This is a genomic window from Acinetobacter sp. GW821-FHT01E09, from assembly GCF_059422385.1.
Genome location: NZ_JBWKWU010000001.1, coordinates 1,019,580 through 1,045,297, shown reverse-complemented (window position 1 = coordinate 1,045,297; position 25,718 = coordinate 1,019,580). Strand labels below are relative to the sequence as shown.

At 36.8% G+C, this 25,718-nt stretch carries 22 protein-coding genes and 1 tRNA gene; 13 read left to right on the top strand and 10 right to left on the bottom strand.

Annotation, left to right across the window (positions count from 1 at the left end; translation table 11 throughout):
- Positions 1 to 148 precede the first annotated feature (148 nt).
- Positions 149 to 1,003 carry an SDR family NAD(P)-dependent oxidoreductase gene (locus AC07U8_RS04770; RefSeq protein WP_494737416.1) on the bottom strand — a complete coding sequence of 285 codons (855 nt, stop codon included), beginning with the start codon at positions 1,001 to 1,003 and terminating at the stop codon, positions 149 to 151.
- A 148-nt stretch (positions 1,004 to 1,151) separates the two neighbouring features.
- Here AC07U8_RS04770 and AC07U8_RS04765 point away from each other — a divergent pair, with 148 nt between their 5' ends.
- The gene (locus tag AC07U8_RS04765) at positions 1,152 to 1,760 is read left to right on the top strand and encodes a hypothetical protein (RefSeq protein ID WP_494737415.1); all 609 of its coding nucleotides are present in this window, start codon (positions 1,152 to 1,154) and stop codon (positions 1,758 to 1,760) included.
- A gap of 2 nt (positions 1,761 to 1,762) precedes the next feature.
- Here the strand turns inward: AC07U8_RS04765 and AC07U8_RS04760 are convergent, their stop codons facing one another.
- Positions 1,763 to 2,377 (bottom strand): hypothetical protein, encoded by a 615-nt coding sequence (locus tag AC07U8_RS04760; RefSeq protein WP_494737414.1) that lies wholly within the window; start codon positions 2,375 to 2,377, stop codon positions 1,763 to 1,765.
- Between the two features lie 239 nt (positions 2,378 to 2,616).
- On the opposite strand from AC07U8_RS04760, the gene AC07U8_RS04755 reads away from it, so the two are divergent.
- The 4 genes from AC07U8_RS04755 to AC07U8_RS04740 all read left to right on the top strand — a co-directional run bounded on the left by AC07U8_RS04755 (position 2,617) and on the right by AC07U8_RS04740 (position 6,919).
- Positions 2,617 to 3,102 carry a hypothetical protein gene (locus AC07U8_RS04755; RefSeq protein WP_035371114.1) on the top strand — a complete coding sequence of 162 codons (486 nt, stop codon included), beginning with the start codon at positions 2,617 to 2,619 and terminating at the stop codon, positions 3,100 to 3,102.
- 319 nt (positions 3,103 to 3,421) lie between these two features.
- Positions 3,422 to 4,609, top strand: coding sequence for an ammonium transporter (locus AC07U8_RS04750; RefSeq protein WP_004819515.1), 1,188 nt, complete (start codon positions 3,422 to 3,424; stop codon positions 4,607 to 4,609).
- Positions 4,610 to 4,897: 288 nt separating this feature from the next.
- On the top strand, positions 4,898 to 5,572 hold the full coding sequence (locus AC07U8_RS04745; RefSeq protein WP_494737413.1) for a phosphatase PAP2 family protein: 675 nt from the start codon (positions 4,898 to 4,900) through the stop codon (positions 5,570 to 5,572).
- A gap of 540 nt (positions 5,573 to 6,112) precedes the next feature.
- Positions 6,113 to 6,919: a BUD32 family EKC/KEOPS complex subunit gene (locus AC07U8_RS04740; RefSeq protein WP_004819512.1), complete on the top strand. Its 807-nt coding sequence runs from the start codon at positions 6,113 to 6,115 to the stop codon at positions 6,917 to 6,919.
- Positions 6,920 to 6,947: 28 nt separating this feature from the next.
- On the opposite strand, the gene AC07U8_RS04735 is transcribed toward AC07U8_RS04740, so the two are convergent.
- The 4 genes from AC07U8_RS04735 to AC07U8_RS04720 all read right to left on the bottom strand — a co-directional run bounded on the left by AC07U8_RS04735 (position 6,948) and on the right by AC07U8_RS04720 (position 12,496).
- The gene (locus AC07U8_RS04735; RefSeq protein ID WP_004819510.1) at positions 6,948 to 8,285 is read right to left on the bottom strand and encodes an ATP-binding protein; all 1,338 of its coding nucleotides are present in this window, start codon (positions 8,283 to 8,285) and stop codon (positions 6,948 to 6,950) included.
- Between the two features lies 1 nt (position 8,286).
- Entirely contained in the window at positions 8,287 to 8,979 is a 693-nt protein-coding gene (locus tag AC07U8_RS04730; protein WP_004819508.1) for a DNA-binding response regulator PmrA, read from the bottom strand.
- A gap of 17 nt (positions 8,980 to 8,996) precedes the next feature.
- On the bottom strand, positions 8,997 to 10,658 hold the full coding sequence (locus AC07U8_RS04725; RefSeq protein WP_034616150.1) for a phosphoethanolamine transferase: 1,662 nt from the start codon (positions 10,656 to 10,658) through the stop codon (positions 8,997 to 8,999).
- Positions 10,659 to 11,242: 584 nt separating this feature from the next.
- Entirely contained in the window at positions 11,243 to 12,496 is a 1,254-nt protein-coding gene (locus AC07U8_RS04720) for an MFS transporter (RefSeq protein ID WP_494737412.1), read from the bottom strand.
- 155 nt (positions 12,497 to 12,651) lie between these two features.
- Between AC07U8_RS04720 and AC07U8_RS04715 the strand changes: the two genes are divergently transcribed.
- From AC07U8_RS04715 to AC07U8_RS04700, 4 genes are all read left to right on the top strand, one after another.
- The gene (locus AC07U8_RS04715) at positions 12,652 to 13,278 is read left to right on the top strand and encodes a 1-acyl-sn-glycerol-3-phosphate acyltransferase (RefSeq protein WP_494737411.1); all 627 of its coding nucleotides are present in this window, start codon (positions 12,652 to 12,654) and stop codon (positions 13,276 to 13,278) included.
- A gap of 61 nt (positions 13,279 to 13,339) precedes the next feature.
- Positions 13,340 to 14,257, top strand: coding sequence for a patatin-like phospholipase family protein (locus AC07U8_RS04710; RefSeq protein WP_004819500.1), 918 nt, complete (start codon positions 13,340 to 13,342; stop codon positions 14,255 to 14,257).
- 138 nt (positions 14,258 to 14,395) lie between these two features.
- Entirely contained in the window at positions 14,396 to 14,857 is a 462-nt protein-coding gene (locus AC07U8_RS04705; RefSeq protein WP_004819499.1) for an NfeD family protein, read from the top strand.
- A 26-nt stretch (positions 14,858 to 14,883) separates the two neighbouring features.
- On the top strand, positions 14,884 to 15,735 hold the full coding sequence (locus tag AC07U8_RS04700; protein WP_004722624.1) for an SPFH domain-containing protein: 852 nt from the start codon (positions 14,884 to 14,886) through the stop codon (positions 15,733 to 15,735).
- Between the two features lie 520 nt (positions 15,736 to 16,255).
- On the opposite strand, the gene AC07U8_RS04695 is transcribed toward AC07U8_RS04700, so the two are convergent.
- The 3 genes from AC07U8_RS04695 to prpF form a co-directional block, all read right to left on the bottom strand.
- Complete coding sequence (locus AC07U8_RS04695; protein ID WP_004819495.1) at positions 16,256 to 17,167, bottom strand: polyprenyl synthetase family protein; 912 nt, start codon at positions 17,165 to 17,167, stop codon at positions 16,256 to 16,258.
- A 148-nt stretch (positions 17,168 to 17,315) separates the two neighbouring features.
- Entirely contained in the window at positions 17,316 to 18,275 is a 960-nt protein-coding gene (locus AC07U8_RS04690) for a sensor domain-containing diguanylate cyclase (protein WP_494737410.1), read from the bottom strand.
- 257 nt (positions 18,276 to 18,532) lie between these two features.
- Positions 18,533 to 19,720, bottom strand: coding sequence for a 2-methylaconitate cis-trans isomerase PrpF (prpF, locus tag AC07U8_RS04685; RefSeq protein ID WP_494737409.1), 1,188 nt, complete (start codon positions 19,718 to 19,720; stop codon positions 18,533 to 18,535).
- 317 nt (positions 19,721 to 20,037) lie between these two features.
- On the opposite strand from prpF, the gene AC07U8_RS04680 reads away from it, so the two are divergent.
- The 4 genes from AC07U8_RS04680 to AC07U8_RS04665 all read left to right on the top strand — a co-directional run bounded on the left by AC07U8_RS04680 (position 20,038) and on the right by AC07U8_RS04665 (position 25,000).
- Positions 20,038 to 21,408: an amino acid permease gene (locus AC07U8_RS04680; protein ID WP_004819489.1), complete on the top strand. Its 1,371-nt coding sequence runs from the start codon at positions 20,038 to 20,040 to the stop codon at positions 21,406 to 21,408.
- 72 nt (positions 21,409 to 21,480) lie between these two features.
- A tRNA-Arg gene (locus tag AC07U8_RS04675) sits at positions 21,481 to 21,553 on the top strand.
- A 299-nt stretch (positions 21,554 to 21,852) separates the two neighbouring features.
- Positions 21,853 to 22,971 carry a Fic family protein gene (locus AC07U8_RS04670; protein ID WP_494737408.1) on the top strand — a complete coding sequence of 373 codons (1,119 nt, stop codon included), beginning with the start codon at positions 21,853 to 21,855 and terminating at the stop codon, positions 22,969 to 22,971.
- 520 nt (positions 22,972 to 23,491) lie between these two features.
- Positions 23,492 to 25,000 carry a long-chain fatty acid transporter gene (locus AC07U8_RS04665; protein WP_151801253.1) on the top strand — a complete coding sequence of 503 codons (1,509 nt, stop codon included), beginning with the start codon at positions 23,492 to 23,494 and terminating at the stop codon, positions 24,998 to 25,000.
- A gap of 64 nt (positions 25,001 to 25,064) precedes the next feature.
- Here AC07U8_RS04665 and AC07U8_RS04660 read toward each other — a convergent pair whose 3' ends face one another.
- A complete protein-coding gene (locus AC07U8_RS04660; protein WP_004722639.1) occupies positions 25,065 to 25,679 on the bottom strand; it encodes a carbonic anhydrase in 615 nt (204 codons plus the stop codon).
- Positions 25,680 to 25,718: the final 39 nt, after the last annotated feature.

Genomic DNA, 25,718 nt, shown 5'->3' with positions numbered 1-25,718 from the left:
ATAAGAAATATACTTATCCAAGTTCAAGCCCTTTATTTTTTCCTAAAACAGATGCATGCACTACTCTGTATTTTATAAGTGCGTCATACTGAATTCAGCTTTTTCATTGTTATTTTTCTAATCAAACTCCATATTTAAATCCAAAACACTATTCCTTAAGCTGATCCAAAGCCGTCCCCTGTACAGGATTTCTTTTCCAATAATAAGGTTGGAAAAATCGAAGCAACAAACGCCATGGTGTCATCCAGACAATACGCGCATTGCTCTTCTTATTCTTACTGATACGTTGCGCTAAATAACCACACACTTGCTCAGGTGGGTCAATCACAAACATAAACAACCATTTCATTTTATGCCAATTTTTAACTTCACCTTGTTGCCAAGAAGAAATCAATAAATCTGTTGCCACCATTCCGGGGCTGAGTGTCCCAATCAAAATATTACTATTCTTGGTTTCTTTATTTAAAGCATGATTCAGATAAGCAACTGCTCGTTTACTGGTTGCATAAGGTGTCATCCCTGCACTCCACTCGCCACGACTGCCCCAACCTTCCATATTAAAAATTTGCCCAAAACCTTGCTGCATCATTCCTTTTAAAGCCACTTGCGAACCCAACATTGTTCCAAGTACATTGGTTTTGATTACACTTTCCATATCTGAGCTGGCAATCTCGGTAAATGCTCTTGCTGCATTACAGGTACCTGCATTGTTAATCCAAACATTGACCTGACCAAACCTTAAAACTGTTTCTTTCCATAAATTGTGTAAATCTTCATATTGAGCCACATCACAGGTCACCCCATAAATTCGATTTGGTGCATAGCGTTGCGCAAAGTCTGCAACAACTTGATTTAACTGCGCTGCATTTCGTGCCGAAATCATCACAGACCAACCTAACTTTAAAAAAGCTTCTGCCAAAGCAAAACCAATTCCACGTGTACCCCCCGTAATCACGACAGATAAAGCTTGATTAGAATTTGATGCGTTCAAAATATTCCCCATTATGGTTGGTGATAAATCAGTATAAGACAGCAAACTGGCACGTAATAAAACACATGACTATATCTCCAATTTAGGACATTGAGCATCAAAAAATCAATTTTTAAGATAGAATCTTCAACATTCAAAATCATTGAATGATTCAAATTCTATGAAAAACAAATTTTTATTATGCATCCCCCTTATTTTTCTCATGGGATGTCATGAGAAACCCAGCACTTCAACTGAAAGTAAGCCAGCCAAACAAGAAACCTCCCAACCAACTCAAACAAAAGCAGAATCTATTGTAATTGCTGCTCAGCCAGAGCCAGACCACCTCGTCAATAATCCAACACCACTCCCTCAAGGTTATTCAGTCGATACGACATATCTCAAAAAGCCATTACTCATCGATTTTGATGGAGATGGAAAACGAGATGCCTTCCAAGTTTTAAAAAATCCCAATAAAAAAGGCATGAAAAATCTGTTTGAATTCCGTATTTCGGACAGTGATAAAGTTTATTACTATCAAAATAATGAAGAAGGTGATGATTTAGATATTTTTGCTAAGTTCGAAGTCGCACCTAAAACAAATATCTATGTCGATGAAGAATATCGCTTTGGTGAAAATGGCGATATTCTTGCTAACGAACAGATAGACCCTAAACATTATTTAAAGTTTAAAGGTGATGGTGTTTCAGTCAATGTCCTCGAGGAAACCTGTGCTGCATCTGCTTTCTTCTTAACAGATGACAAAATTAAACGGATTTATCTCTGTTAAATCTATTTTTCATCCGCAAAAATCGCATTTGCCCCAATCACTTTAGAAATCTTCACTTGGTCTTGCTTTAATAAAGCATAGATTTTTGCTTTAAGTGTTTCACTGGTAAAAGTCCCGTTTAAATTCAGTAAAACGGGTTCATCACTCAATGAACCTTTGCCGTGATATTCGTGATTAATATCGTTGGTGGTTGCCTGATTAATCACCACAAAATGCCCCGCAATACCAGTCGCTTGCCCACAAGCTAAACTCTGTGGTGACCAATCCCCTGCTTTCATCACAGGTGTTAAAGCATAGCCTTTACTTGCTAATATTTTCTTCTGCTGTGCTGTTGCCATTGGAAAATTCAGTATCTTTTGCTGACCTTTCCAGTTTACCGCTAATTGACTGGATAAACATGATGCTCGAAAAGGACCCGCACTACCTGACTCTGCACCATCATTAGCATCATCGCATTGTGAAATAACTTGAAAAGTTGCTTCTCCACACTGTAACAGTTTAGATTTATAGATTTTATATTGGCTGGGTTGCGCACTCACTGATTCAGCAAAAAGACAGAAACCAAAGAACGCCACCAAATAGACTAAAAAATTGGAATAGGTTTTAGACGCCATCATTTTTATACACTTCATTGATCGTTTAATCGCAAATTGATTTTATATTAAACATTTATTTACAACTCATTAAAATACACAGCAATACACCAAGCATTTGAAATTTATAATGATATAAGTTAAATATCCCTAAGCTGCTGGTTAAACCAGAAGATGAATACAATAGCATGACAACAAAAGCTTGATAAAAATACATATTTTTAAAATAATGTTAATTCAATCACAAAATAATCGATATAATGATGAAAAATATAATAATATTCAGCAGTGGTGTTCTATCACTATTTTTGGCCTCGCTTAATTATGCTGCGGCTCCGCAAGTCCCTGAGGAAACGGCAACACAAATTTTTAAAAGCGCAAAGTTTCAAAAAACCAATCTTGGCTGGGAAAGCCGCTGTAGTCTTGGCAATATCTCCTATTATGGTGACCTTAATAAAGATGGTCGCCCTGATGCTGTTGTAGTCGATGGTGGTGTCGGCTGCTATGCAAACACAGGAATTGGATTTTATATTGTGACCCAACAGACCAATAAACAATGGGTGAGAATATTTAACAGTCATGGAACGCCTGAGTTTCTATCAACTTTAGGAAAGCATGGTTGGCCAGATATTGCCATCAATGACTCAAGTAAATGCTTTGCTGTGTATAAATGGAACGGTCAAAAATTTCAAAGAAACCGTTTCGAATACAAAAATCAAGCTTGCAGTCTGAGTGTTTCCAAAAATTGATCATTAAGTTATTTTTTAATTTTAACTCAATCATTTTATCGGTTTATTTTTAGATTAAAATTTGACAGCCTAGGTTTAAGATGAAATACAATAAATAAAAATCAATAATTATCAGTATCTTAAAAATAAGTCAGAATATCTTGTTGCATCAAGTTAGTGCACAAATTCCAATTTAGTGCATACTTTTGCTTTATATCGAGTCTTAATAATATTTTGAAATTGTTGATCTATTTTTTCATACAGCCAAACACTTCACGGATTCAAATCGTTGGTTATACTTGAACCAATTTGTGACAAATAGCACCAAAAAGAATCGTATATGCAAAACGTTGATCTACTCTTTCTCTTGCTTGGCGCAGTGCTTGTACTCGCTATGCATGCAGGCTTTGCTTTTTTAGAGCTGGGAACAGTTCGCCATAAAAATCAAGTCAATGCACTCAGTAAAATCATTACTGATTTTTCAATCTCAGCAATCGCCTACTTCTTTGTCGGTTATTACATTGCCTATGGCCAACATTTTTTCCATACAGGTGCTACGCTTTCAACTGAGCATGGCTACAATTTGATGCGTTGTTTTTTCCTTTTGACCTTTGCTGCAGCAATTCCTGCCATTGTTTCTGGTGGCATTGCAGAACGTGCCAAAATGCGTTCTCAAGCCATTGCAACCCTATTTATTGTAGCGCTGGTTTATCCATTTTTTGAAGGGATCGCGTGGAATGGCAATCTCGGCCTGCAAAAATGGTTAGCGGATACGTTTGGTGCAAGCTTCCATGATTTTGCTGGCTCTGTTGTAGTCCATGCAATGGGCGGCTGGATTGCGCTTGCGGCAGTATTACTACTCGGTGCGCGTAATGGCCGCTATAAAAAAGATGGTCGCGTAAGTGCGCATCCACCCTCGTCTATTCCTTTTTTAGCGCTCGGTTCTTGGATCTTAATTGTGGGCTGGTTTGGCTTTAATGTCATGAGTGCCCAACGCTTAGATGCAATCTCAGGTTTAGTTGCCATGAACTCACTTATGGCAATGGTAGGTGGCACACTCTCTGCAAATTTCTTTGGAAAAGAAGACCCTGGTTTTTTACATAATGGTCCCTTAGCAGGTTTAGTGGCAATTTGTGCAGGTTCTGATGTGGTTCATCCCATTGGCGCTTTATTTATTGGTATCTGTGCAGGTTTTCTGTTTGTTAAACTGTTTACCTATACACAAAATAAACTCAAGATTGATGATGTACTCGGGGTTTGGCCATTACATGGCGTTTGTGGTGCATTTGGTGGTATTGCTGTGGGTCTATTTGGTCAGCAGTGGTTGGGAGGAATCGGCGGAGTATCTTTGATGTCTCAGCTGATAGGTACGCTACTTGCCATTTTACTGGCTTTAGCAGGTGGATTTGCCGTATATGGTATGCTTAAAGCCACGATGGGGATTCGTTTAACACAAGAAGAAGAGTTTCGTGGTGCAGATTTATCGATTCACAAGATTTCTGCAAACTCTGAAGATGCAATGTTTTAAGCCTTTACAAAGTCTGGTTTTAATTTTATACATTTTGCGGCTGAAAAGCCGCTTTTTTTATAGCCTGGAAATGACAATAAAATAATTTTCACGATAAAATTTTAAACTAGAATCACTCTACCTTAAAGAAAATGATTTAAAATATGTATCTTAGAATACGCATAGATATTTTCTTCTGTATCACCGCTCAATAATAAGACTGCTCATTATTCAACAATTAAGTCTAATTTAAGGTTGTTTTTTTCTAATAAGCGCAGATTAAAATGATTATATTGAGTAACTCGCCTCATGCCCTATTCCGATACAAATAAATTTTTCATAAATAACAGTTTATTGTTAGGAATATTATTTTTAATATTGTTCTTTGTCTTTCCTGTTGGCGGCGCAATCGATATGTATTTTATTCAGCCGTGGATAGATAGCACTGGTCATTTCCCACTCAAGAACAATTGGTTTCTTATTGAAATTAATCACAAGCTACTTAAACATATTGTTATTGCCTTTTATATTGCAGTCCTAATTTCATGGATTACGTCTTTTAAAGTTGCAAAATTAAAAACCTATCAATGGCAATTGGGCTATTTATTTTTTATTAGTGTTTTATCCACTGCACTGATTGGTATTTTCAAATCCCACTCCGTACATGCCTGTCCTTGGTCCATGACAGAACCAACTGCTTTAGGCTATGTTTGGGATTTTTCTGCAAGCAATGGGCATTGTTTTCCGGGTGGCCATGCCAGTACAGGTTTTTCACTGCTCACTGGCTTTTTTGTATTTAGACAGTCAAATTCTAAAATTGCTTATTTTTTCTTAGTCTTAGGTCTGGTGCTTGGTTTGATTACGGGTTGGGGGCAAATGATGCGTGGTGCGCATTTTCTTAGCCATAACCTTTGGACAGGCTGGATTATTTTCACTTTTAATTTAATTATTTATCGTATTTTTTATAAAAAATTTACAACCTAACGATCCAAAATATTCAGCCATATACTATTATCTTTATTAAAAATGCGATTCTAAAAATAAGCTTCTTGTATGCATCAAAATGAGCATTCAATACTGACATCGTTTTAAATATCGATGAAACAAAGGTGGTGTTTCTAGCGTGAAGCATCGCCTACACAAAGTGATTAAAACTTTAAACGTAAAACGTGACATTGCAAACTTGATCTTCATACAGTTAATTTCGATGTCATGGTAAAAGTTTCATGCTTGATAGAGCTTCGCCACATTTAAAAATCATTCCAAAGCTTACTTTTACAAAAGCAATCATGTATTAGACATTTAAAAATAAATCACTCGTCATTGTCGCTTATTTAAGCGCTGATCTACTTTTTATTCCAATCTAAAACGCGAAATCAAGTGATGTATCGCTATATGCGTCATTCAAAGCATTACATTTTTGTCAGAATTTAAATATTAAATTATTAAAGCAATCTTAATTTTTACAATTTTTTATATTTTGTTTATACTTGAGTTAATTTAGTAATCTTATACGTGCAAAATATGAGTAATTTTTCTAAATTTCTCCGCAATTCGCTTAAAATTCAAGACCAAAACATTCAGTCTTATCAGTTGGGTGGTGGCAAAGTGTGGCTTAAGAAAGCCTCTGAACGCCACTCAGCTTGGATTTATGTCCCATTAAAATGGGTTGCACGTATACTCAATATTGAAGCACTCACCCCTATTCCAAATTATGGTGGTAGTAAATCGATTTATTGTGAAGTTCATCGTCTGACAGAATTAAATTCATTAGGTATTCCAACACCACAAATTTTAGCCAATTGTTCACAAGGTCTATTGATTGAAGATGCTGCTGATCAGGGTGAAGATGTCATGCAACTTGATCAGGCATTGGCACAAATGGAAGGAAATACAGCTAAAAAACTCGAATTTTATCGTGAAGCAATCTTTGCCATTCAAGCTGTACATCACAAAGACAGTTATTTAAGCGAAGCATTTGCACGAAATATTTTAGTCAATAAGGACAAAACATTTACTTTTATTGATTTTGAAACAGATCCCGGTGAAGTGCTGGACTTAGAAACCTGCCAAATTCGAGATTGGTTATGTTTTATTTTCTCAACAGCATTCCGTTTTAATGATGATGAGCTTGCTCAAGCTTGCGATATTTTTATTGGAGAAATTTATCCAAGTAAATCAAAATACAACGAAATTTGCCGTATAGGCAATAAACTTAATTGGGTCGCAAATTTTAATTTGGGTAAACTTGGCAGTGATGGTCGTAGAATGCAAAAATGTTTAGAATTTTTTCAGTATATGAAGAAAAATGAACCACTTCCATTAATGTAGAAATGGAATCATTCATTTTCCAAGCATCTCACTTCTCTGTTTTGATATCACACTGAATTGGGATTTTGACCAAGACACTGAGTCCGCCCAATTCTTCACTACGGGATAAAGACAGTTCACCACCTAAATGTTGAATGGCTTTATCCACGATCGACAATCCCAAACCACTACCCACTTCTAAGTGATGGTGTACGCGATAAAAGCGTTTTAAGACTTTATCGTACATCTCTGGGTCAATTCCTAAACCACTGTCTTCAATCAAAACATAAGCAAAATCATGAACATCTTCAAAGACTGATATATTTATCATGCCTGAAACAGGGGTATATTTTATTGCGTTATCAATTAAATTAAAAATGATTGAATGAAGACTATGTTCTACACTTTTTAAAATCACTGTTTCATTACGCACAAAGCCAAGATCGATATCTTTTTCCATCGCAAGATTCATCAACTGTTCAACACAATTGAGTGCCACATCATTCAACTTAAATTGAGTCACTTGAACTTCATGACTTAATGAAGAATCTTGCTTTGCTAAGGCAAGCAGTTGCGTAACCAAATGCTGCATCCGTGCCAAACCTTTGCTTAAATTTTGTAGATTTTCCTCTTCAGGAAACTGACTCATCAAAATTTTAGTTTGCAGATTCAATGCAGTGATGGGGGTGCGTAACTCATGTGCAGCATCTGCCACAAATTGTCGCTGTTCTTGTTGAGCAACAGAAATTCGCTCAAACAAATGATTCATTTCATGGATCGTCGGCAGCAATTCTTCTGGATAGTGGGCATTTTGAATTGCGATCAAGGAGTTTGAATCACGTTTTGCCAGTTCAGATTTAAAGTCCTCAAGTGGCTTTAAACTGCGACGTATAATATAAACCAAGCCCAACAAAGCAAATGGAATGATCAGTAAATATGGAAGAAACATACTGCCTGCAAGCTCTAAAGCCAAATGTTCTCTGACTTTTTCCTGCTGGCTGATTTGAATCTGATAATTTGCAGTCGGTAGGATGTAGGTAATCCATATGCCGTGCGCTGTTTCTTGACTATAGAAACCCGCTTTTTGCTTAGGTTCAACAATGACATGATGCGGCGTATTTTGGGTTTGTTTAGGTTCAGCATACGCCCAAACATCTATGAATAAATCTTCTTCATGATAGCGTTTGTGGATATCAAAATGACTTTCAATGGGGCGTGGATTTAACTCCACCCGCTCTGCAAGATAGACCATCTGAGCATCTAAAATTTCATTGATCTCTTCTAAAGAAATTTTATATGCTGAAAAAACCAACACACAACCAAGTAAGATACTAAAAATAGACGTATAACGAATTAAACGTTTTCTTAAGGAAAATGCAGTTTCCATATCATTCCGCTTTTTGTGGTTGCCCCAAACGATAACCTAACCCACGAATTGTACGAATAATATCTTTACCCAATTTCGATCGGATATGGTGCACATAGACTTCAATTGTATTGCTGTTGATTTCGCTATCAAAAGCATACAATTTATCTTCTAAATTAGATTTAGAAAATATTTTATTGGGATGGGTCATTAACGGAATGAGAATCGCCCATTCACGGTTTGATAACTCCACCGTTTCGCCTCTAATTGTGGCAATATGCTGTTCTACATCTAAAACAATTTCACCATTTTTTAACAGATTTGAAGCACTTCCTGTTACTTCTTTCGCTGTATCGCCTGTGCGACGTAATAATGCATGGATACGAGCCACCAGTTCATCAAACTCATAGGGCTTAATCAAATAATCATCTGCGCCTTGATTTAAGCCTTCAACACGATTTTGCAATTGATCACGTGCTGAAATAATCAGAACAGGCAAACTCGAACGCTGGCGAATTTGTTTTAAGACCTGCATCCCATCCATCATAGGCAAGCCTAAATCAAGTAAGACCAAATCAAATTGTTTCTCCGAAATAAGCTTTAGGCCATCTAAACCATTATTCACCCATTCCACATCAAAGCCTTGATATTTCAACAATGTTTTAGATGATTCTGCAATCATAAAATCATCTTCTATCATCAAAATTTTGGTCATGGTTTATATCCTTTCAATCAGCTTTGTACAGCACATTGCTGCAACATATTATTTTTTTGATCTATGACTTGAGTCTGGACATTTAGCAAACTCAAAAGACTTGGAAATAAATTATCTTGACTCAATGTTGCCCCTTTTTGTTGATTTAAACAATTGATTTGTTTTGCAGCTGCAGATTTCCATGCATCTGAAAACCACATCAGCATAGGTACATGGGTCTGTTGAGTAGGTGCAATCGCATAAGGCGCACCATGTAAATACATACCACGTTCACCAGTAGACTCACCATGGTCAGATAAATACCAGAACCCTGCACGATAGTTTTCTTGCTGTTTTAAAGTTTCAATCAATTGATTCAAAATATGGTCTGTATAGACAATCGAATTATCATAGGTATTAATCAATTCAGTCGATGAACAGCCTTGTATCGCATTGGTTTCACAGGTCGGTTTGAATTTTTTAAATTGTTCAGGTGCGCGTTTATAATATGCAGGCCCATGACTTCCCATTTGATGCAATACGATCAAATGTGGTTGCTTATCATCTTTTGGTAATTGACTTAAATATAGGTTTAAGCTGTCTACCAAAATACCATCTTGGCATTCGCCCCCTTGACACCATTTTTTCTCTAAATCTTGAGGGATAACAAATTTCTCAACACGATCACATGTTCCTTTACAACCTGAGTTATTATCAATCCATGTCACCTTATAGCCTGCACGTTGTGCAATATCCAGCAAACCTTCTCGGTGACTGGCAAGTTGCTCATCATAATCTTTACGCGGCATGCCGGAGAACATACAAGGTACTGAAACTGCGGTTGCGGTACCACAAGAGCTGACTTGAGAAAAATTAATTAGATCAGCCTGCTTTGACAATTCAGGATTGGTATTCTTTGCATAACCATTTAAAGAAAAACTCTCTGCTCGTGCGGTTTCACCAACCACCAAAACCATCAGTTTAGGTTTATGTTGTAAAGTCGCATCGTTGACTAAATGTGCATCTTCACCATAACGAATCAAAGGTAGATTCTTTTTCGGTGCTTTTTTATGGAAATAAGACAGTGTTGAAGCCACTGTATTTTGTGGAGAGATCATGCCTTTTAAGTCACGATGCTCACGAAATATAGCAGCATAATCCACATAGAAAACAAATAATAATGCTGCTATAACAGCGAAAGAGCCCGCAATATTTAGGCTTTTAAATAACAGTACTTTGCCAATTTTCTCTGGTTTAATTTTTATCCATAGAATCAAGATGATGGGTAAAATAACAAAACCCAGTGTCCAAATAAAAAATTGCAAAGAAAGTAAGTCTGTTACTTCACCAGGATCTGTTTGTACCATATTCTGAATTTGATCAGGCGAAATCACGACACCCAATGAGTTAACAAAATAAGCACTAAAGCCACCGATGAAGACCAAGACAATTGCAAAAAATTTTGCTGTCCATTTCCAATCTAAAATTTGCAATAACAGATTATATAAAGCAACCAGTACAAAAGCTGTCGCAATCAGAAAAAGTTGTGCTTTAACTCCCTGATAAGGCGTTAGAGACTGAACTTTATTTAAAAAACTAAAATTTAGGCACAAGCCTAACCACACTGCGACAATAAAATTAAAAGCAGTCAGGGAAATGGAGACTTCACGTCGTTTTATACGCTGTATTAAGTTAGACATTACTGTGGTGATACTCTTTTCAATGGTGTTAAGTTAAAAAATGAAGCTTAAACTGAACTTAAAAAGCACTTTCCCAAGCATATTGCACCACTGATCTTAATTGTAATCGCCTTTCTATTTCTCATAATCTGAGAAAATTAAAATCAAATAAAGCATCCACAAAAAAAATGAGTATTATTTTATAGCCCGTAGATTATAATACTGCTTATTCCATTCAAAATAATTCATTTAAAGTTAATAATTTGGAGCTAAAGTTATTCTAAATCCAACAAAAGAATAATACACGAATTGCTTTCTATACGTAAAAAATGACGAAAAAGTAATTTTTTATTTTCCAATCAATGTAAAACACGTCAAACTTTTATTAAAAAATAAAGGTAAAATCACATTAAATCAAAGAGATTTATGTATTAAGTCAAGCCGCACTAATCAAACAATTTATTTTACATCATGACAATATATTATAATCTTAACTATCCTTAATGAAAATTATTTAATCTATTTCATTCAATCAAAAAACTCCTAATCATCGCACCACATACTCAATAGTAATTATACTCATTATCAAACCCTAGCTCACAATATTATGTATATTGTATATTTTTAATCCAATACATAATCGGGATTAGGCAGAAAACACCAATCACTAAAATCAAACTTAAAAAATTTAAATATCCCAATTGATCGCCAATCACGCCACTTAATGTATACAGTAACCCACTGATTGTTGCCATAACAGAGACCTGAAAAGTGAAATCTGTACCTGCATGTTCATGACGACTATATTGCATCACTAAAGTTAAGATCACGACTAGAAGCGTTGCAGCACACATATCTTCTAAAGCGTTGATCAAATAAATTAACCACGGCGCTACAAAGTGCGATTGTTCATATTGAGCTGCTAACCATACGAATCCCGCTAAACTGATCAATTTCAAAATAGAAAATAAGATTAGGGCTTGGTGACGCTTTAGTTTTTTTAGCAATAAACTGGCCAAACCTGCACCGAATAATGCAGAAAATGCTCCCAGCATTGTGATATAAATGCCGATTTGAGAAAGACTTAAGTTAAGATCAACTAACAAAGGCTTGGTAATTGGACCGGTAAAGCCATCGGTTATTTTGATGGTACAAAGCACAAAGAACCACGTTCTTAATTTTTTATTGGCAAAGAAGTAGCTTAAGTAGGTTTTAAATTTTTCAATAAAGTGCTTTGCAGCTTGATTCTGTAAATGTGGTGAAGCAGCCTTTTTCAAGTGTTCTGGTTCTTGATAAAACCAGATAGGAATTGTATTTAAAGCCACAATGCCAGCCAAAATCAAAAATGTATTTTGCCAACTTAGCCAGTCCATTGCCCATAAAATTGCCCCGCCCCCAACAATAAATCCTAAACGAGAACCAATGACTTGAAACATATTCCCGATATGTTGCTGATCCCCTTTTAAAATACTCACCGCTAAACCATCCGTCGCGATATCTTGGGTTGCACCAATACTGTTCATACAGAGCAATGCCATAAAAAACAATAATAAATAAATCGGTTCATTCAGGGATTGAATCGGTAAAAAAGATAAAATGCTCAGGATAGCAATGGTTAAAACTTGGGTTGGAATAATCCAACTTCGATAATGCCCTTTGGAACGATGTCCAAAGCTATCCACAAAAGGCGCCCATAAAATTTTAATTGCCCAAGGCGCCATGAGTAATCCAAAGCCACCGATATGTGCCAAAGACACCCCTTGTGAACGTAAAATCACTGGTAAAGCATGGGTCATAAAACCTACAGGTAAACCTTGCGCCCAATACAGTGAAAATAACAACAAATAGGTGTTTCGCATGTAATCTAAGCTCGAACGATGTCAATATAAATGGGCCTAATTAGATCTTGTATGTATTGCTTTAATCTACGAATTTTGTAATATTTGCATTTTGCAGATAGTTACTATTAAGCAAAAAACTAAAATCAATACAAGAGCAGTCATATAAAAACACAATGTCACAAAACTTTCCGATCATACCAGATCAAGTACCCCAACGTGGTACAAGCACCAGTCGTAACATCTTTAAAAACCTTTACTTAGTTCAAGGCTGGGGAATTGAAGGTGAATTTCCCAACTTACTCAAAGCAGTGGTATTTATTGCACCACACACTTCAAATTACGATGGTTTATATGCTTTCCTCGCCATGTTAGGTATTGGTGTTAAAGTCACAATTTTTGGCAAAGATAGCTTGTTTAAACCACCACTCAAAGCACTTTTTGAATGGATTGGCGTGATTCCTGTGCATCGAGATTCACCGCATGGGCTCACTCAACAGATTGTTAAGGTTATACAACAACAAGATAAAATTTGGATTGCAATCGCACCTGAAGGTACCCGGAAAAAAGCGGAAAAAATTAAAAGTGGTTTTTATCATATTGCAATGGGCGCCAATATACCGATTGCAATTTTTTCGCTCGATTACGAGAAAAAGCGAATTCACTGTTTGGGTACATTGCAACCTACTGGAGATTATGAGCAAGATTTAGCAGAAATTTTATCACGTTTTAAAGGTAACTTTTCACCTAAAAGACCTAAATTATTATCGATTCCTTTACAAAAACTATTGAAAAATGGCTAGAAAAAACAGAGACAATCTGTTCAGATGTGCAACATATATTTTGATCAAAAGTAATACCCCCATGCGTTTTAAACAACTCGGTTTTATAGGCTTATTGGGTCTAGCCCTTGTTGGCTGTGACAAAACCACCAAAACACCAACTCAGACCACGGCAATTAAAGCACGTGAGCCTGTTATTGCGATTGCTTTAGGTGGCGGCGGTGCAAAAGGTTTCGCTCATATTGGTGTGCTCAAGGTTTTAGAATCTCATGGGATCAAACCTAAAATTGTGACTGGAACCAGTGCTGGAAGTTTTGTCGGCAGTATCTATGCCAGCGGTAAAACACCCTATCAAATGCAGCAAATTGCACAGCAATTGAAAGAATCTGATTTGCGTGATTTAACCTTAAATAGCCAAGGTATTGTTCTTGGTCAAAAACTACAAGATTATGTCAATCGTAATGTTGCCAATAAACCGATTGAACAATTTCCAATCCGTTTTGCAGCAGTTGCTACACGCTTAGACAATGGCAAAAAAGCAGAATTTATTAAAGGGAATGCAGGCCAAGCAGTTCGTGCTTCTTGCAGTATTCCCAATGTTTTTGTTCCCGCAACCATTGGCAATACCAAATATGTTGATGGCGGTTTAGTTAGTCCAATTCCGGTCCAAACTGCACGTGATATGGGGGCAGATATCGTGATTGCGGTCGATATTTCTGCACGTCCAAGTGGTAGCCAACCGATGAATATGTGGGGCTTATTGGATCAAACCATTAATATCATGGGACAACAAAGTATTAACAATGAGTTGGCTCAGGCCAATATCGTGATTCAACCTAAAGTTGGCCACTTAGGCACACTCGATCTTAAGTCCAGTAACCAAGCGATTTTAGAAGGTGAAAAAGCAGCCCAAGGCAAAATCATCGCCATTCAAACGGCAATCAATAACTTTAAGAAAACACCTGCTGCATTAAAACCTGCACCGCGAGCAAAATTTTAATAGCGCAAAAGGGTTCATATCATCAAGCATGATTGAAAACGAGAATAATCACGTTTTTATATGCATCACTTAAATGATCTGCTACATTGATATAGATGATCCGTCATCTATATCAATGATAATCACTAGAGTAGATGTATGAACTTTATTTTTGAACCGTGGCATTGGTTTGTACTTGGCATATTGCTGATTCTATCTGAACTGGTGTTACCAGCGTTTGCTGCTTTATGGTTTGGTATCGCTGCAGTTGTGGTCAGTATTTTGTTGTGGTTATTTCCAAGTATGAGTTTCACCCTGCAAGTCGTATGCTGGATTATCTTATCCATCATTTGTACTGTGGCGTGGTTTAAATTCATTAAACCTCTATCTGTAGATAAAACCAAAGCTGGGCTTTCTCGTGAAGCAACCATTGGTCAAACGGGTATGGTCATTCAAATTGGGCTTAGCCATGATCAAATTCGTGTTCGTTTTCCAATGCCTGTTTTGGGTTCTGATGAATGGAATTGCCGTACTTTATCGCCTGTACAAGTAGGTGACCGTGTACGTGTGACTGATATTTTAGGTAATGATTTAGTGGTACAACTACATTCATCATCTTAATAATGAAGAATAAAGAGGAAAATTAAATGGGTTTTGGTTCTATTGTTGTTTTAGTCTTATTTCTGTTTGTGGCTGTGACCATTTTCAAAGGCGTGCGTATTGTTCCTCAGGGTTATAAATGGATCGTACAACGTTTAGGTAAATATCACACCACACTAAGTCCAGGTTTAAACTTTGTCATTCCGTATGTGGATGAAGTGGCTTATAAAGTCACCACTAAAGATATTGTTTTAGATATCCCATCACAAGAAGTCATCACCCGTGATAACGCGGTATTGGTGATGAATGCTGTGGCTTATATCAATTTAACCACACCAGAAAAAGCGGTGTATGGTATTGAAAACTACACTTGGGCAATTCAAAATTTGGTACAAACTTCACTCCGTTCAATCGTCGGTGAAATGGATCTAGATGATGCATTGTCATCACGTGATCATATCAAAGCGAAATTAAAAGCGGCGATTTCTGATGATATCTCAGACTGGGGTATCACACTAAAAACCGTGGAAATTCAAGATATTCAACCATCACACACCATGCAATCAGCGATGGAAGCCCAAGCTGCTGCGGAACGTCAACGTCGTGCAACTGTGACCAAAGCAGATGGTGAAAAACAGGCCGCTATTTTAGAAGCGGATGGGCGTTTAGAAGCCTCTCGCCGTGATGCGGAAGCTCAGGTTGTATTGGCTGAATCTTCACAGCGTGCCATTGAAATGGTGACCTCTGCTGTGGGTGATAAAGAAATCCCTGTTGCCTACTTACTCGGTGAGCAATATGTCAAAGCAATGCAAGACATGGCCAAATCAAATAATGCCAAAACTGTTGTGCTCCCAGCAGATATTATGAATACTATTCGCGGTGTGATGGGTAGAAACTAATTTAGCAATTTTAAAAACGTTCAAAAATAGGCAGCCGATGGGTTGCCTATTTTTTATTTTTAAAAATGCCGCTTAAGTTTTAAGATTGAACAATTGATCCTTTTTTCCGTCATCTATAGTTAAATTTCACGCTACTAAAAATCCTCTCTTTGCATCTGCATTCGAGATTTAAAGATCGATATTAAAATGAAATTATATAAAATACAGAAAGATGAAGAGTTTGAAGATGATGGACTTTGCTCTATTACCTTTTGGTTCGAGGATGACTCACCAAGATATATAACCCTATGTCGGGATGAATTAGAATGTCCAAGCAGTATTTATATTGAGTATACTGATCAAATATATGGATTTAAAACCAGAGACATCGAATATTCATTTGAAAACGGACGATTAACCCTAAAGCTGTTGGTTAATTCGTTCAGATGGAATAATTCCAGTGATGTTGAAATTTATATTCCCGAGACAGAAATTGACTCAGTGACATCCATCATGAAAAAAATATTTGATCTCAATTAAATTAGCTTTTTCTTGCCAACAAAAATTGCGAAATTTGGTTCAATTCCTGTGCATCCTCACCAAAATACGCTAAAGCTTTAAATGCCTGGTCATGTAATTGTTGCGCATAAATTTTGGCATTTTCTAAGCCCATTAAGGCAGGATAGGTCGACTTATCTACTTGTTGATCTTTGCCCGCAGTTTTGCCCAAAGATTCAGTGTCAGACACCACATCTAAAATATCATCTTGTACTTGAAATGCTAAACCAATCGCTTGACCATATTGACGCAATTGTGGAATGGCTTGATCTGTACCTGAAAAAACTGTCACGGCAGACAGCATAATTGCAGCTTGGATTAAAGCCCCTGTTTTATTGCGATGGATATTTTCTAACTGTGCTTGATCAACATGTTTGCCTTCAGCCTGTAAATCTAAAACTTGACCACATACCATTTTTGAACTTGCTGTGGCTAAGATTTGCATTTGTTTAAGAATAATACCCTGTTCAACAGCTTGACCTTGATCGAATAGACGGCTTCCTAATACCTCAAATGCCATCGATTGCAAAATATCACCAGCTAATAGCGCTGTATCTTCACCAAAAGCCACATGACAGGTTGGCTGTCCGCGACGTAACAAGTCATTATCCATACATGGTAAGTCATCATGTGCCAATGAATAGCAATGAATAAACTCAATCGCAACCGCAGCTCTACGCACGGCTGCAAAATTCGGATTATTTTGTTTTAATTGTGCAGTTGCATAACTTAAAGCAGGTCTAACTCGTTTTCCACCTAACATCACCGTATGATGCACTGCAGATTTTAATGGCTCTGGCAATGAAAAAGCATCTAAAGCAGCTTGTAAATCTTGCTGAATTTGCACTTGCGCTCGTTTTAAAATTTCTGCATTAACATTGGGAATAGAAGTCACATCTGCCTCGGTTTGTACGAATCGCTAAAACTAAAATCAGTAGTTTTAGATACATTGGTAAATTGGGTGAGTCAGCACATTCTACTATGAGTCACTATAATTCTCATCCTTTAATTCCAACGCAATCATTTGAATAAGTGCAAGGCATCTATATTTCATTTTTTAATAAAAACAGTGAGTTTCGGCCTTTTTCTTTGGCAGAACGTACTGCAAACTCTAATTTTTGTAAGACATCCACCTCAGTTGGCTGATTGTGTGGATCTAAATGATAGATTCCGATAGATGCAGTAAGATATTCATTATTACTACCAAACAATATCTTTTCATTGGTGACTGCAAATTTAAGCCGTTCCGCAAGCGTCACCACTGCCCACTCGGTCAGATGTTCAATCACAACAACAAAGCTTGCTGAATTTAAGCGAAAAATTTCTGCTTCTTCAGTTTGAGCAATCGCTTCATTTAATACAGAACCGAGCTGTATTAGAACCTCATCACCTGCAGTATAACTATTGAGTTGATTAAATCGTTTAAAATTATCCAAATCAATTTTAAGAAAAGACAAATGCGAGTCACGACTTTTTTGCCAGACTTTATTTAAATAATGCTCAAAAGCAAAAGCATTCTGTAAGCCTGTGACAAAATCTAAATAGAGATGATCGTGCAATTTTTTATTATTTTGCAACAGTACATTTTCACGGCGCTTCAAACGCGTTATATCCGAACATACGACTACCACTGTTTCAATCTCATCATATTGGTTACGTATTGCTTTAAAATAAGAAAGATAAAATTTTCCTTTGACGTAGAATTCTTGTTCAAAATAATTTTTATTTTTTGAGAAATAACGCATTGCCTCATTAAAATGTGCATAAACAACGGTCGAAAATGTATTGAGTAACTTATCAAACAAGTACAACGCGTCACTTTCATAAATATCAGCAAATTTTTGATTTACCCCTAAAAACCGCGCTTCCTGATCAAATAAAGCGATGGGTAAAGGAATTTGTGAAATAAAAGAAACCAGATGCAATTTATCAATATCTTGTAAATATTCAAAAACTTTGATGTCTTCAAGGCTATCTCGTAGTTTTTTAGACTCTTGTTCCATACGCCACCTCGAAGCCAATAAATTTTTAATCTATTGAAATCAGCATTTAATGTATTAATTTTTTACAACAGCAAATCATCAGAATTGCTATCACATAAAGTAAGTATGATAAAATACTGCAACTATTTTGCCACACACAATACAAAATTAGTACTTTTATTGATGTAAATCACAAAAAATAAACCTTGCAGATGCAAGGTTCTAAAAATTTCAACGATCAAATCACTTAAATGCTATTTGAAAGCACATCAAAAAGATTAAAAACTATCTACTGGCACTCGAACCCAACCCTCCATCAATACGCGTGCACTACGACTCATGATGGCTTTCTTAACAACCCATTGCCCTTTTTCATTTAGAGCTTGAGCACCCACGCGAAGTGTTCCAGAAGGATGTCCAAAGCGTACTGCTTCCCGTTCACCGCCTCCGGCAGCCAAATTCACCAAGGTATTTGGAATTGCTGCAGCTGTTCCAATCGCGACCGCAGCCGTTCCCATCATGGCATGATGTAATTTACCCATCGATAATGCACGCACCAATAAATCTGTATCGGTTTCACTCACCTGTTTACCACTAGACGCGGTATAGCTTTTAGGTTGCGATACAAATGCCACTTTCGGAGTATGTTGACGATTAACCGCTTCACTGATGTCTTGGATTAAACCCATTTTTACCGCACCATAAGCACGGATTTTTTCAAAGCGCGCTAATGCTGCTACATCACTGTTAATATCGTCTTGTAATTCAGTTCCTTTGTATCCAAGCTCTTCGGCATTTAAGAAAATTGTAGGAATACCTGCATTGATCAAAGTTGCTTGAAATGTACCAATTTCAGGAACCTCTAAGCTGTCTACAACATTTCCCGTAGGGAACATTGCTCCACCATCTTCCCCGTCATCAGCAGGATCTAAAAATTCAATTTGGACTTCTGCCGCTGGAAAAGTGACACCATCCAATTCAAAATCACCCGTTTCTTGAACTTGTCCCTGAGTAATAGGCACATGGGCAATAATTGTTTTATGAATATTGGCTTGCCAAATACGAACTGTACAAATACCATTTTCTGGAATTCGATCAGCTGCAACCAAACCATTACTGATGGCAAATGAACCGACAGCAGCGGTTAAATTACCGCAGTTGCCACTCCAATCTACAAATGCTTTATCAATAGACACTTGCCCAAACAGATAATCAACATCATGATTTGCTTGTGAACTCTTGGCTAAAATAACTGTTTTACTGGTACTTGAAGTCGCCCCGCCCATCCCATCAATCTGTTTTCCATATGGATCTGGACTACCAATCACACGGAGTAATAACTGATCACGGGATTGCCCCGCTATTTGTGCACGTTCAGGCAAATCATCGAGTTTAAAGAAGACACCTTTACTGGTACCACCACGCATATAGGTTGCTGGGATTTTGATTTGTGGTGCAGCGCTCATTTTATCGTATTCCTTTCAATTCTCTTTGTTGTCTCAAATAATGAATCTTCATTCAGTTTTATACTACCCTTTTTTTGAGTAAAATACTGACAGATTGACTTAAGTCTTAAATAAATCTTGGCATAAAGCTTAAATATTAAACAGATTTAGTTTGCTTTGAAAATTTACAATTAATCTTATTTCATTGAAAATGAATAAAAAAATTCAATATATTATTTTTTGACTTCACAGTTCCTTTCCATACATCTATCGCATACTAGGCTAAAAGTAACCAATCTATTACAATAATTAAATTCGCATAAATAGAGTTGTACACATTGAGCAACGAGTCTACACAATTACAGCGTGGACTTAAGAATCGTCATATCCAATTGATTGCCATGGGCGGTGCAATTGGTACAGGATTATTCTTAGGTTCAGCACATGTGATCGAAAAAGCTGGGCCATCCATTATTTTGGGTTATGCCATTGGTGGTTTGATCGTTTTTTTAATTATGCGTCAGCTTGGGGAAATGATAGTACATGAACCCGTTGCTGGTTCTTTTAGCCATTTTGCCAATAAATATTGGGGTAAATTTCCTGGTTTTTTAACTGGTTGGAACTATTGGATGCTGTACATCCTAGTTGCAATGACAGAATTAACTGCGGTCGGTAAATACATCAATTATTGGTGGCCTGAAATTCCAAACTGGGTGTCTGTACTGTTTTTCTTCGTTGTGATTACACTGGTCAACTTAGGAAATGTGAAGTTTTACGGTGAATCCGAATTTTGGTTATCCATCATTAAAGTCACTGCTATTGTTGCAATGATTGTATTTGGTATTTATTTGGTTCTGACCGCAGATGTAAGTTCAGGGATCGCTTTTTCAAACTTATGGTCTCATGGTGGCTTTTTTCCAAATGGATTTGACGGCTTATTCTATATGCTGGCTTTCCTTATGTTTGGTTTTGGCGGTATTGAATTAGTTGGTATGGCTGCGGCCGAAGCCAAAGACCCAGAAAAAACTATTCCTAAAGCGATTAATCAAGTTGTGCCACGTATCCTTATCTTTTACGTAGGTTCGATGATTATTCTGTTATCTTTGGTGCCTTGGAACCAGTTAAATTTTGGTGGTTTAGATAAAAGTCCATTCGTTATGGTCTTTAGTATGATTGGGATTGCATGGGCAGCTCATCTGGTTAACTTTATTATCTTAACTGCTGCATTATCTGTTTATAACAGTGGAATGTATGCCAATAGCCGTATGCTTTATGGTTTAGCAAAACAGGGCAATGCACCTAAAATTTTTACCAAAACCAATAAGCATGGTGTACCAATTCCATCCGTATTACTTTCTGCATTTTTAATTTTGGGTTGTGTACCTTTAAATTATTATTTACCAGAAGATGCCTTAAGTCATTTGATGTATGTGGTGGTTGGTGCTTTAGTTTTAAACTGGTTAATGATTACACTCACGCATTTGAAGTTTAAGCGTGCTCTACGTTTGACCAATCAAACCAGTAAATACCCTGCACTTTGGGCACCTGTTAGTAATTTTGTGGTGATTATTTTTATTGGTATCGTTTTATATATCATGTGGGATCAAGGATTTAAAGAGTCCGTATTGATGATTCCTGTATGGATTACCCTGATGTTAGTCCTGTTTGATATTTTAAATCCAAATGAAATAAAGACTGAAGACAAATAAATCTAACACAAAGCTATTATTTCGATAATAGCTTTTTTTTCATATGCATATACGGTAAATTATTTGCTTATTGTGCCCTTAGCTTAACTGGATAGAGCAGTTGCCTCCTAAGCGACAGACGTGGGTTCAAGTCCCGCAGGGCGCACAATTGAACAAGAATAAAAAATGAATTTCTCTTTACCAAAATTAAAACAATAAAAGTAAGTCTTACAAAATTTTAAAAGTTTTCGAACGGTAATTTTAATCATGTCTAATACTGATGATAAAAGCTAAAGATTAGATTACTTGCACTCATGTATTAGAAAAAACCAAGTATACAAAATTATAGTTATGGATCTAAATCGATATAAAGGAGCTAATTAAACAGCTTATTCAACTCATACAGTGAGCCGAATATATGCTATATTTAGCTCATCTTAGAAAAATTCTAAGTGGAGGTTTAAGATGCAAGAGTGGATTTGGCAAACCAACAACTGGACAAACTTCACATGGGATGATGAAATCATCTTACCCAAAACCAGACAGATTCATCAAAAAATTGGAATTCTACTTGGGCAAAGTCAACATGATTTAGCCAAACAACAATTCACATTAGACACTCTACTTGCCAATCTTATTGCATCCTCAGCAATCGAAAATGAGACCTTAAATGTGTACTCATTACGTTCCTCACTTGCACGTCGTTTGGGCGTTACGCTTGACCAACCTTATCCAAGTTCAGACAGATCTGAAGGTTTGGCCAATATCATGCTAGATGCACTAAACAATGTGGAGCAACCACTTACTGTTGAACGCCTTATGCAATGGCACCAATGGCTTTTTAATGAGCCTGATTGGACGATGCAGCGCTTACGCATTGGTCAACTCAGAGGTTCAGAACCGATGCAGGTTGTTTCTGGTCGATTGGATTATCCAACAGTTCATTTTGAAGCACCACCTAGAGATGGACTAGAAGAACGTTTAGACGCCTTTATAACTTGGTTTAATCATAGCTTAGCCAATACTTTGCTTGATCCCCTACTCCGTGCGGGTATTGCTCACTTATGGTTTATCACACTGCATCCTTTTGATGATGGTAACGGGCGTATTACCCGTACACTAACAGACCTGGCCCTAGCACAAATGGATAAGCAGAGTATTCGCTTGTATGCGATGTCCCCTGCTATTTTAAACAAACGCAAAAGTTACTATGAAATCTTAGAACAAAGCCAAAAAAATGATTCCAATATCACAGATTGGCTTGTTTGGTTTTTAGATACCTTAAATGACAGCCTTGAAACAACATTAAAGCAAATCAATCGAACGGTATTTAAGCGTCAGTTTTGGTATAAATATTCAAATTTAGATCTTCATGAAGGACAACGCAAGATATTGAATCGCTTATTAGATGGTGGTGAAAATGGCTTTGAACATGGTATCAGTGCCTCGCAATATCAAAAAGTTGCTAAAGTCAGTAAAGCAACAGCTACTCGACATTTATCCGACCTGTTAGAAAAAGGATGTATAATCAAATTGGACGGTGGTGGACGCAATACTCGCTATCAAATCAATATCCTATTATAAAAACAGTACTTTTATTTTTAAGATTTAATTTGCACTAAAATCAATTTGAAATACAAATATTTTTATTATTTTTCAAATATATAAATCAATAATTCAAATCACACAGGGCGCACAATTGAACAAGAATAAAAAGTGAGTTTTTATCTTTACAAAGATTTAATCTTGACCACTTTATATTGCCGAATAAAATCAGCTTTATTTTGACCATCTGGTTATATTTTACGCAGCCCATCAAGTCCCAAAATATCTATATTTTATTATTTTCAGTTTAATTTTTTTCAATATCTCTATAAATAATCTCATCTTTATATTTTTTTCTATATTCCCTCTCTGCAAACTAAACTACATAGTTCATTTTTTTTTCACTAATTCACACCCTAGAGTATTTACTCTTATTTTTTATATGTTATTTTGTAAATAGAAGTAACTTTGAGTTGTATATTTAAGTATCAAAATTATTTCTCATTCAAAACTTAAGTACTTCAAAGTATTCATTTTATTATATTAGGGAAAAATTAAAATGAAATTAAAACATTTATCAATCGCGATAATTGCTGCAAGTTTGCCAATGACTGGTGTTTTTGCCGCAGCAATGGATCGCTCAGGCCAATCTATTTCGGCATTCCTTCAACCTAATAATTATTTTGAAGCTGGTATTTCAGTTTTAGACCCAACTGTTGAAGGTCGAGAAGCGGGAGATACGCCTAAACCATATCGTGAAATCAATGATATGGGAGATGATTATTACTTTCCATCAGCAGCGATTAAATTACAACTAACAGATCAAGTTTCATTTGGTCTTTTATATGACAAACCATTTGGTGCAGATGCTGCCTATTCTGGTGAAAATGCTTTCGTTTCATCTGATCACGATACTGTATTACCTCAAGATCGGTTAACTGCACTGCGCAACAGTACGATTGACTCCACATTTAATGCAATGACTGCACAACAACGTGTTGGTGGATTCCTACAAGGTCAAGGTGTTGACTTAACCACGGCAAATGGTCAACAGGCACTTCGAGACTCATTGACTAGATATGGTACTGACGCTACATATAAAGCGGGTGTTGATGCTGCAGTAAAAAATGTTGTTACAGGTAGAATTGATCAAGGCATTGCAGGAGCGAATAGTACACTCGGTAAGGGCAACACCAAAGTTAAAGTCGATACCCAAAATATTTCAATGATTTTTGGTTTTCAACCCATTGCTAACTTAAACTTCTATGGTGGTGGTGTTTACCAAACCATTAAAGGGAATGTTAGTCTGCGTGGTCAAGCATATAGCTTATATAATGGCTATGATGCAAATATTAAAGAAACTGGCGGTGTGGGTTGGTTAGCGGGTGCTGCGTATCAGATTCCAGATATTGCATTAAAAGCATCGGTAACTTATCGTTCTGAAATTGATCATGATGTAAATATCAATGAATCGATTCCTACACTTGGTGCATTAGCATTACTTGGTGATACTGGTACTGCTGCGGCAAAAGCAATTGCTGCTGCCAACGGTAAAACGACAATTACCACACCACAGTCTGTTAACATCGATTTACAAACAGGGATCATGGCAAATACCATTGCTTTTGCAAACCTACGTTGGGTAAATTGGAAAGACTTCTCAATCCAACCGTTAAAATTTGGTAAAGTTTCTCAAGCAATCGGTGGTCTAGTTAACCGTCCAAATGGTTTTAACTTAGTTGAATATTCTGATGATCAATATACAGTGACGGCGGGTGTTGGTCGTAAAATCAATGACCTATGGTCAGGAACTGTTGCAGTAGGCTGGGACTCTGGCGCGGGTAATCCTGTTTCAACTTTAGGCCCTACAGAAGGTTATTGGAATGTGGGCTTAGGTGTTCAATATAGCCCTACGCCTGCAACGTTCATCGCTGGTGGTGTTAAATACTTCTGGTTAGGTGATGCAAAAGCACAAACAGGTGCTCAATCAGGTGGCGATACTTATGTTGCAGAGTTTAAAGATAACAATGCAATCGCTTATGGTTTAAAAATTGGTTATAGATTCTAAGAGTCTATACCGATAAAAAAATCCCACTTAAAGTGGGATTTTTTTATGATGACAATTTCAAACATTAAAAATCATAAAAAGAAACTTCGCCCGTTTCCAAAGAATATTCAGCACCAACAACTTTTAATTTACCTTTGGCAATTAAGTTTTCTAATACGGCTGAACCATGGCGTAATTGATTAACTGAAGCAAAAACATTTGATTTTACTGCATGCATTGATAGCTTTTCTAAGTCATCTTTCAACTCAGTTTGCATTAAAATTTCAACTGAAGGACGAACACGGTTTACAATTGACATAAGATTTGCAGAAGGTGGTGTATTCGGGTTCTTCAACGCTTCAATCGTTGAATGAATCGCACCACAATGGCTATGCCCTAAAACGACAACCAAGGGACAGCCAAAACTATCTGCGGCAAATTCCACACTGCCCACTTGCGACGGCGCAACAATATTACCTGCAACACGAATCACAAATAAATCACCGAAACCTTGGTCAAAAACCATTTCTGCTGGAACACGAGAGTCTGAACAACCTAAAATAATTGCAAATGGCTCTTGGCTGTCCATCATTTCAGATCGTTGCTGATGCGTCAAAAATTTAGTCAGATTGGTTTCACCATGTGCAAAACGTTCATTACCCTGTTTTAATCGTTCTAAAGCTTCTTGAGCAGTTAGCATGTCCTTTGTTCCATTGTGTGGAGAGTGTGATTATTTTAA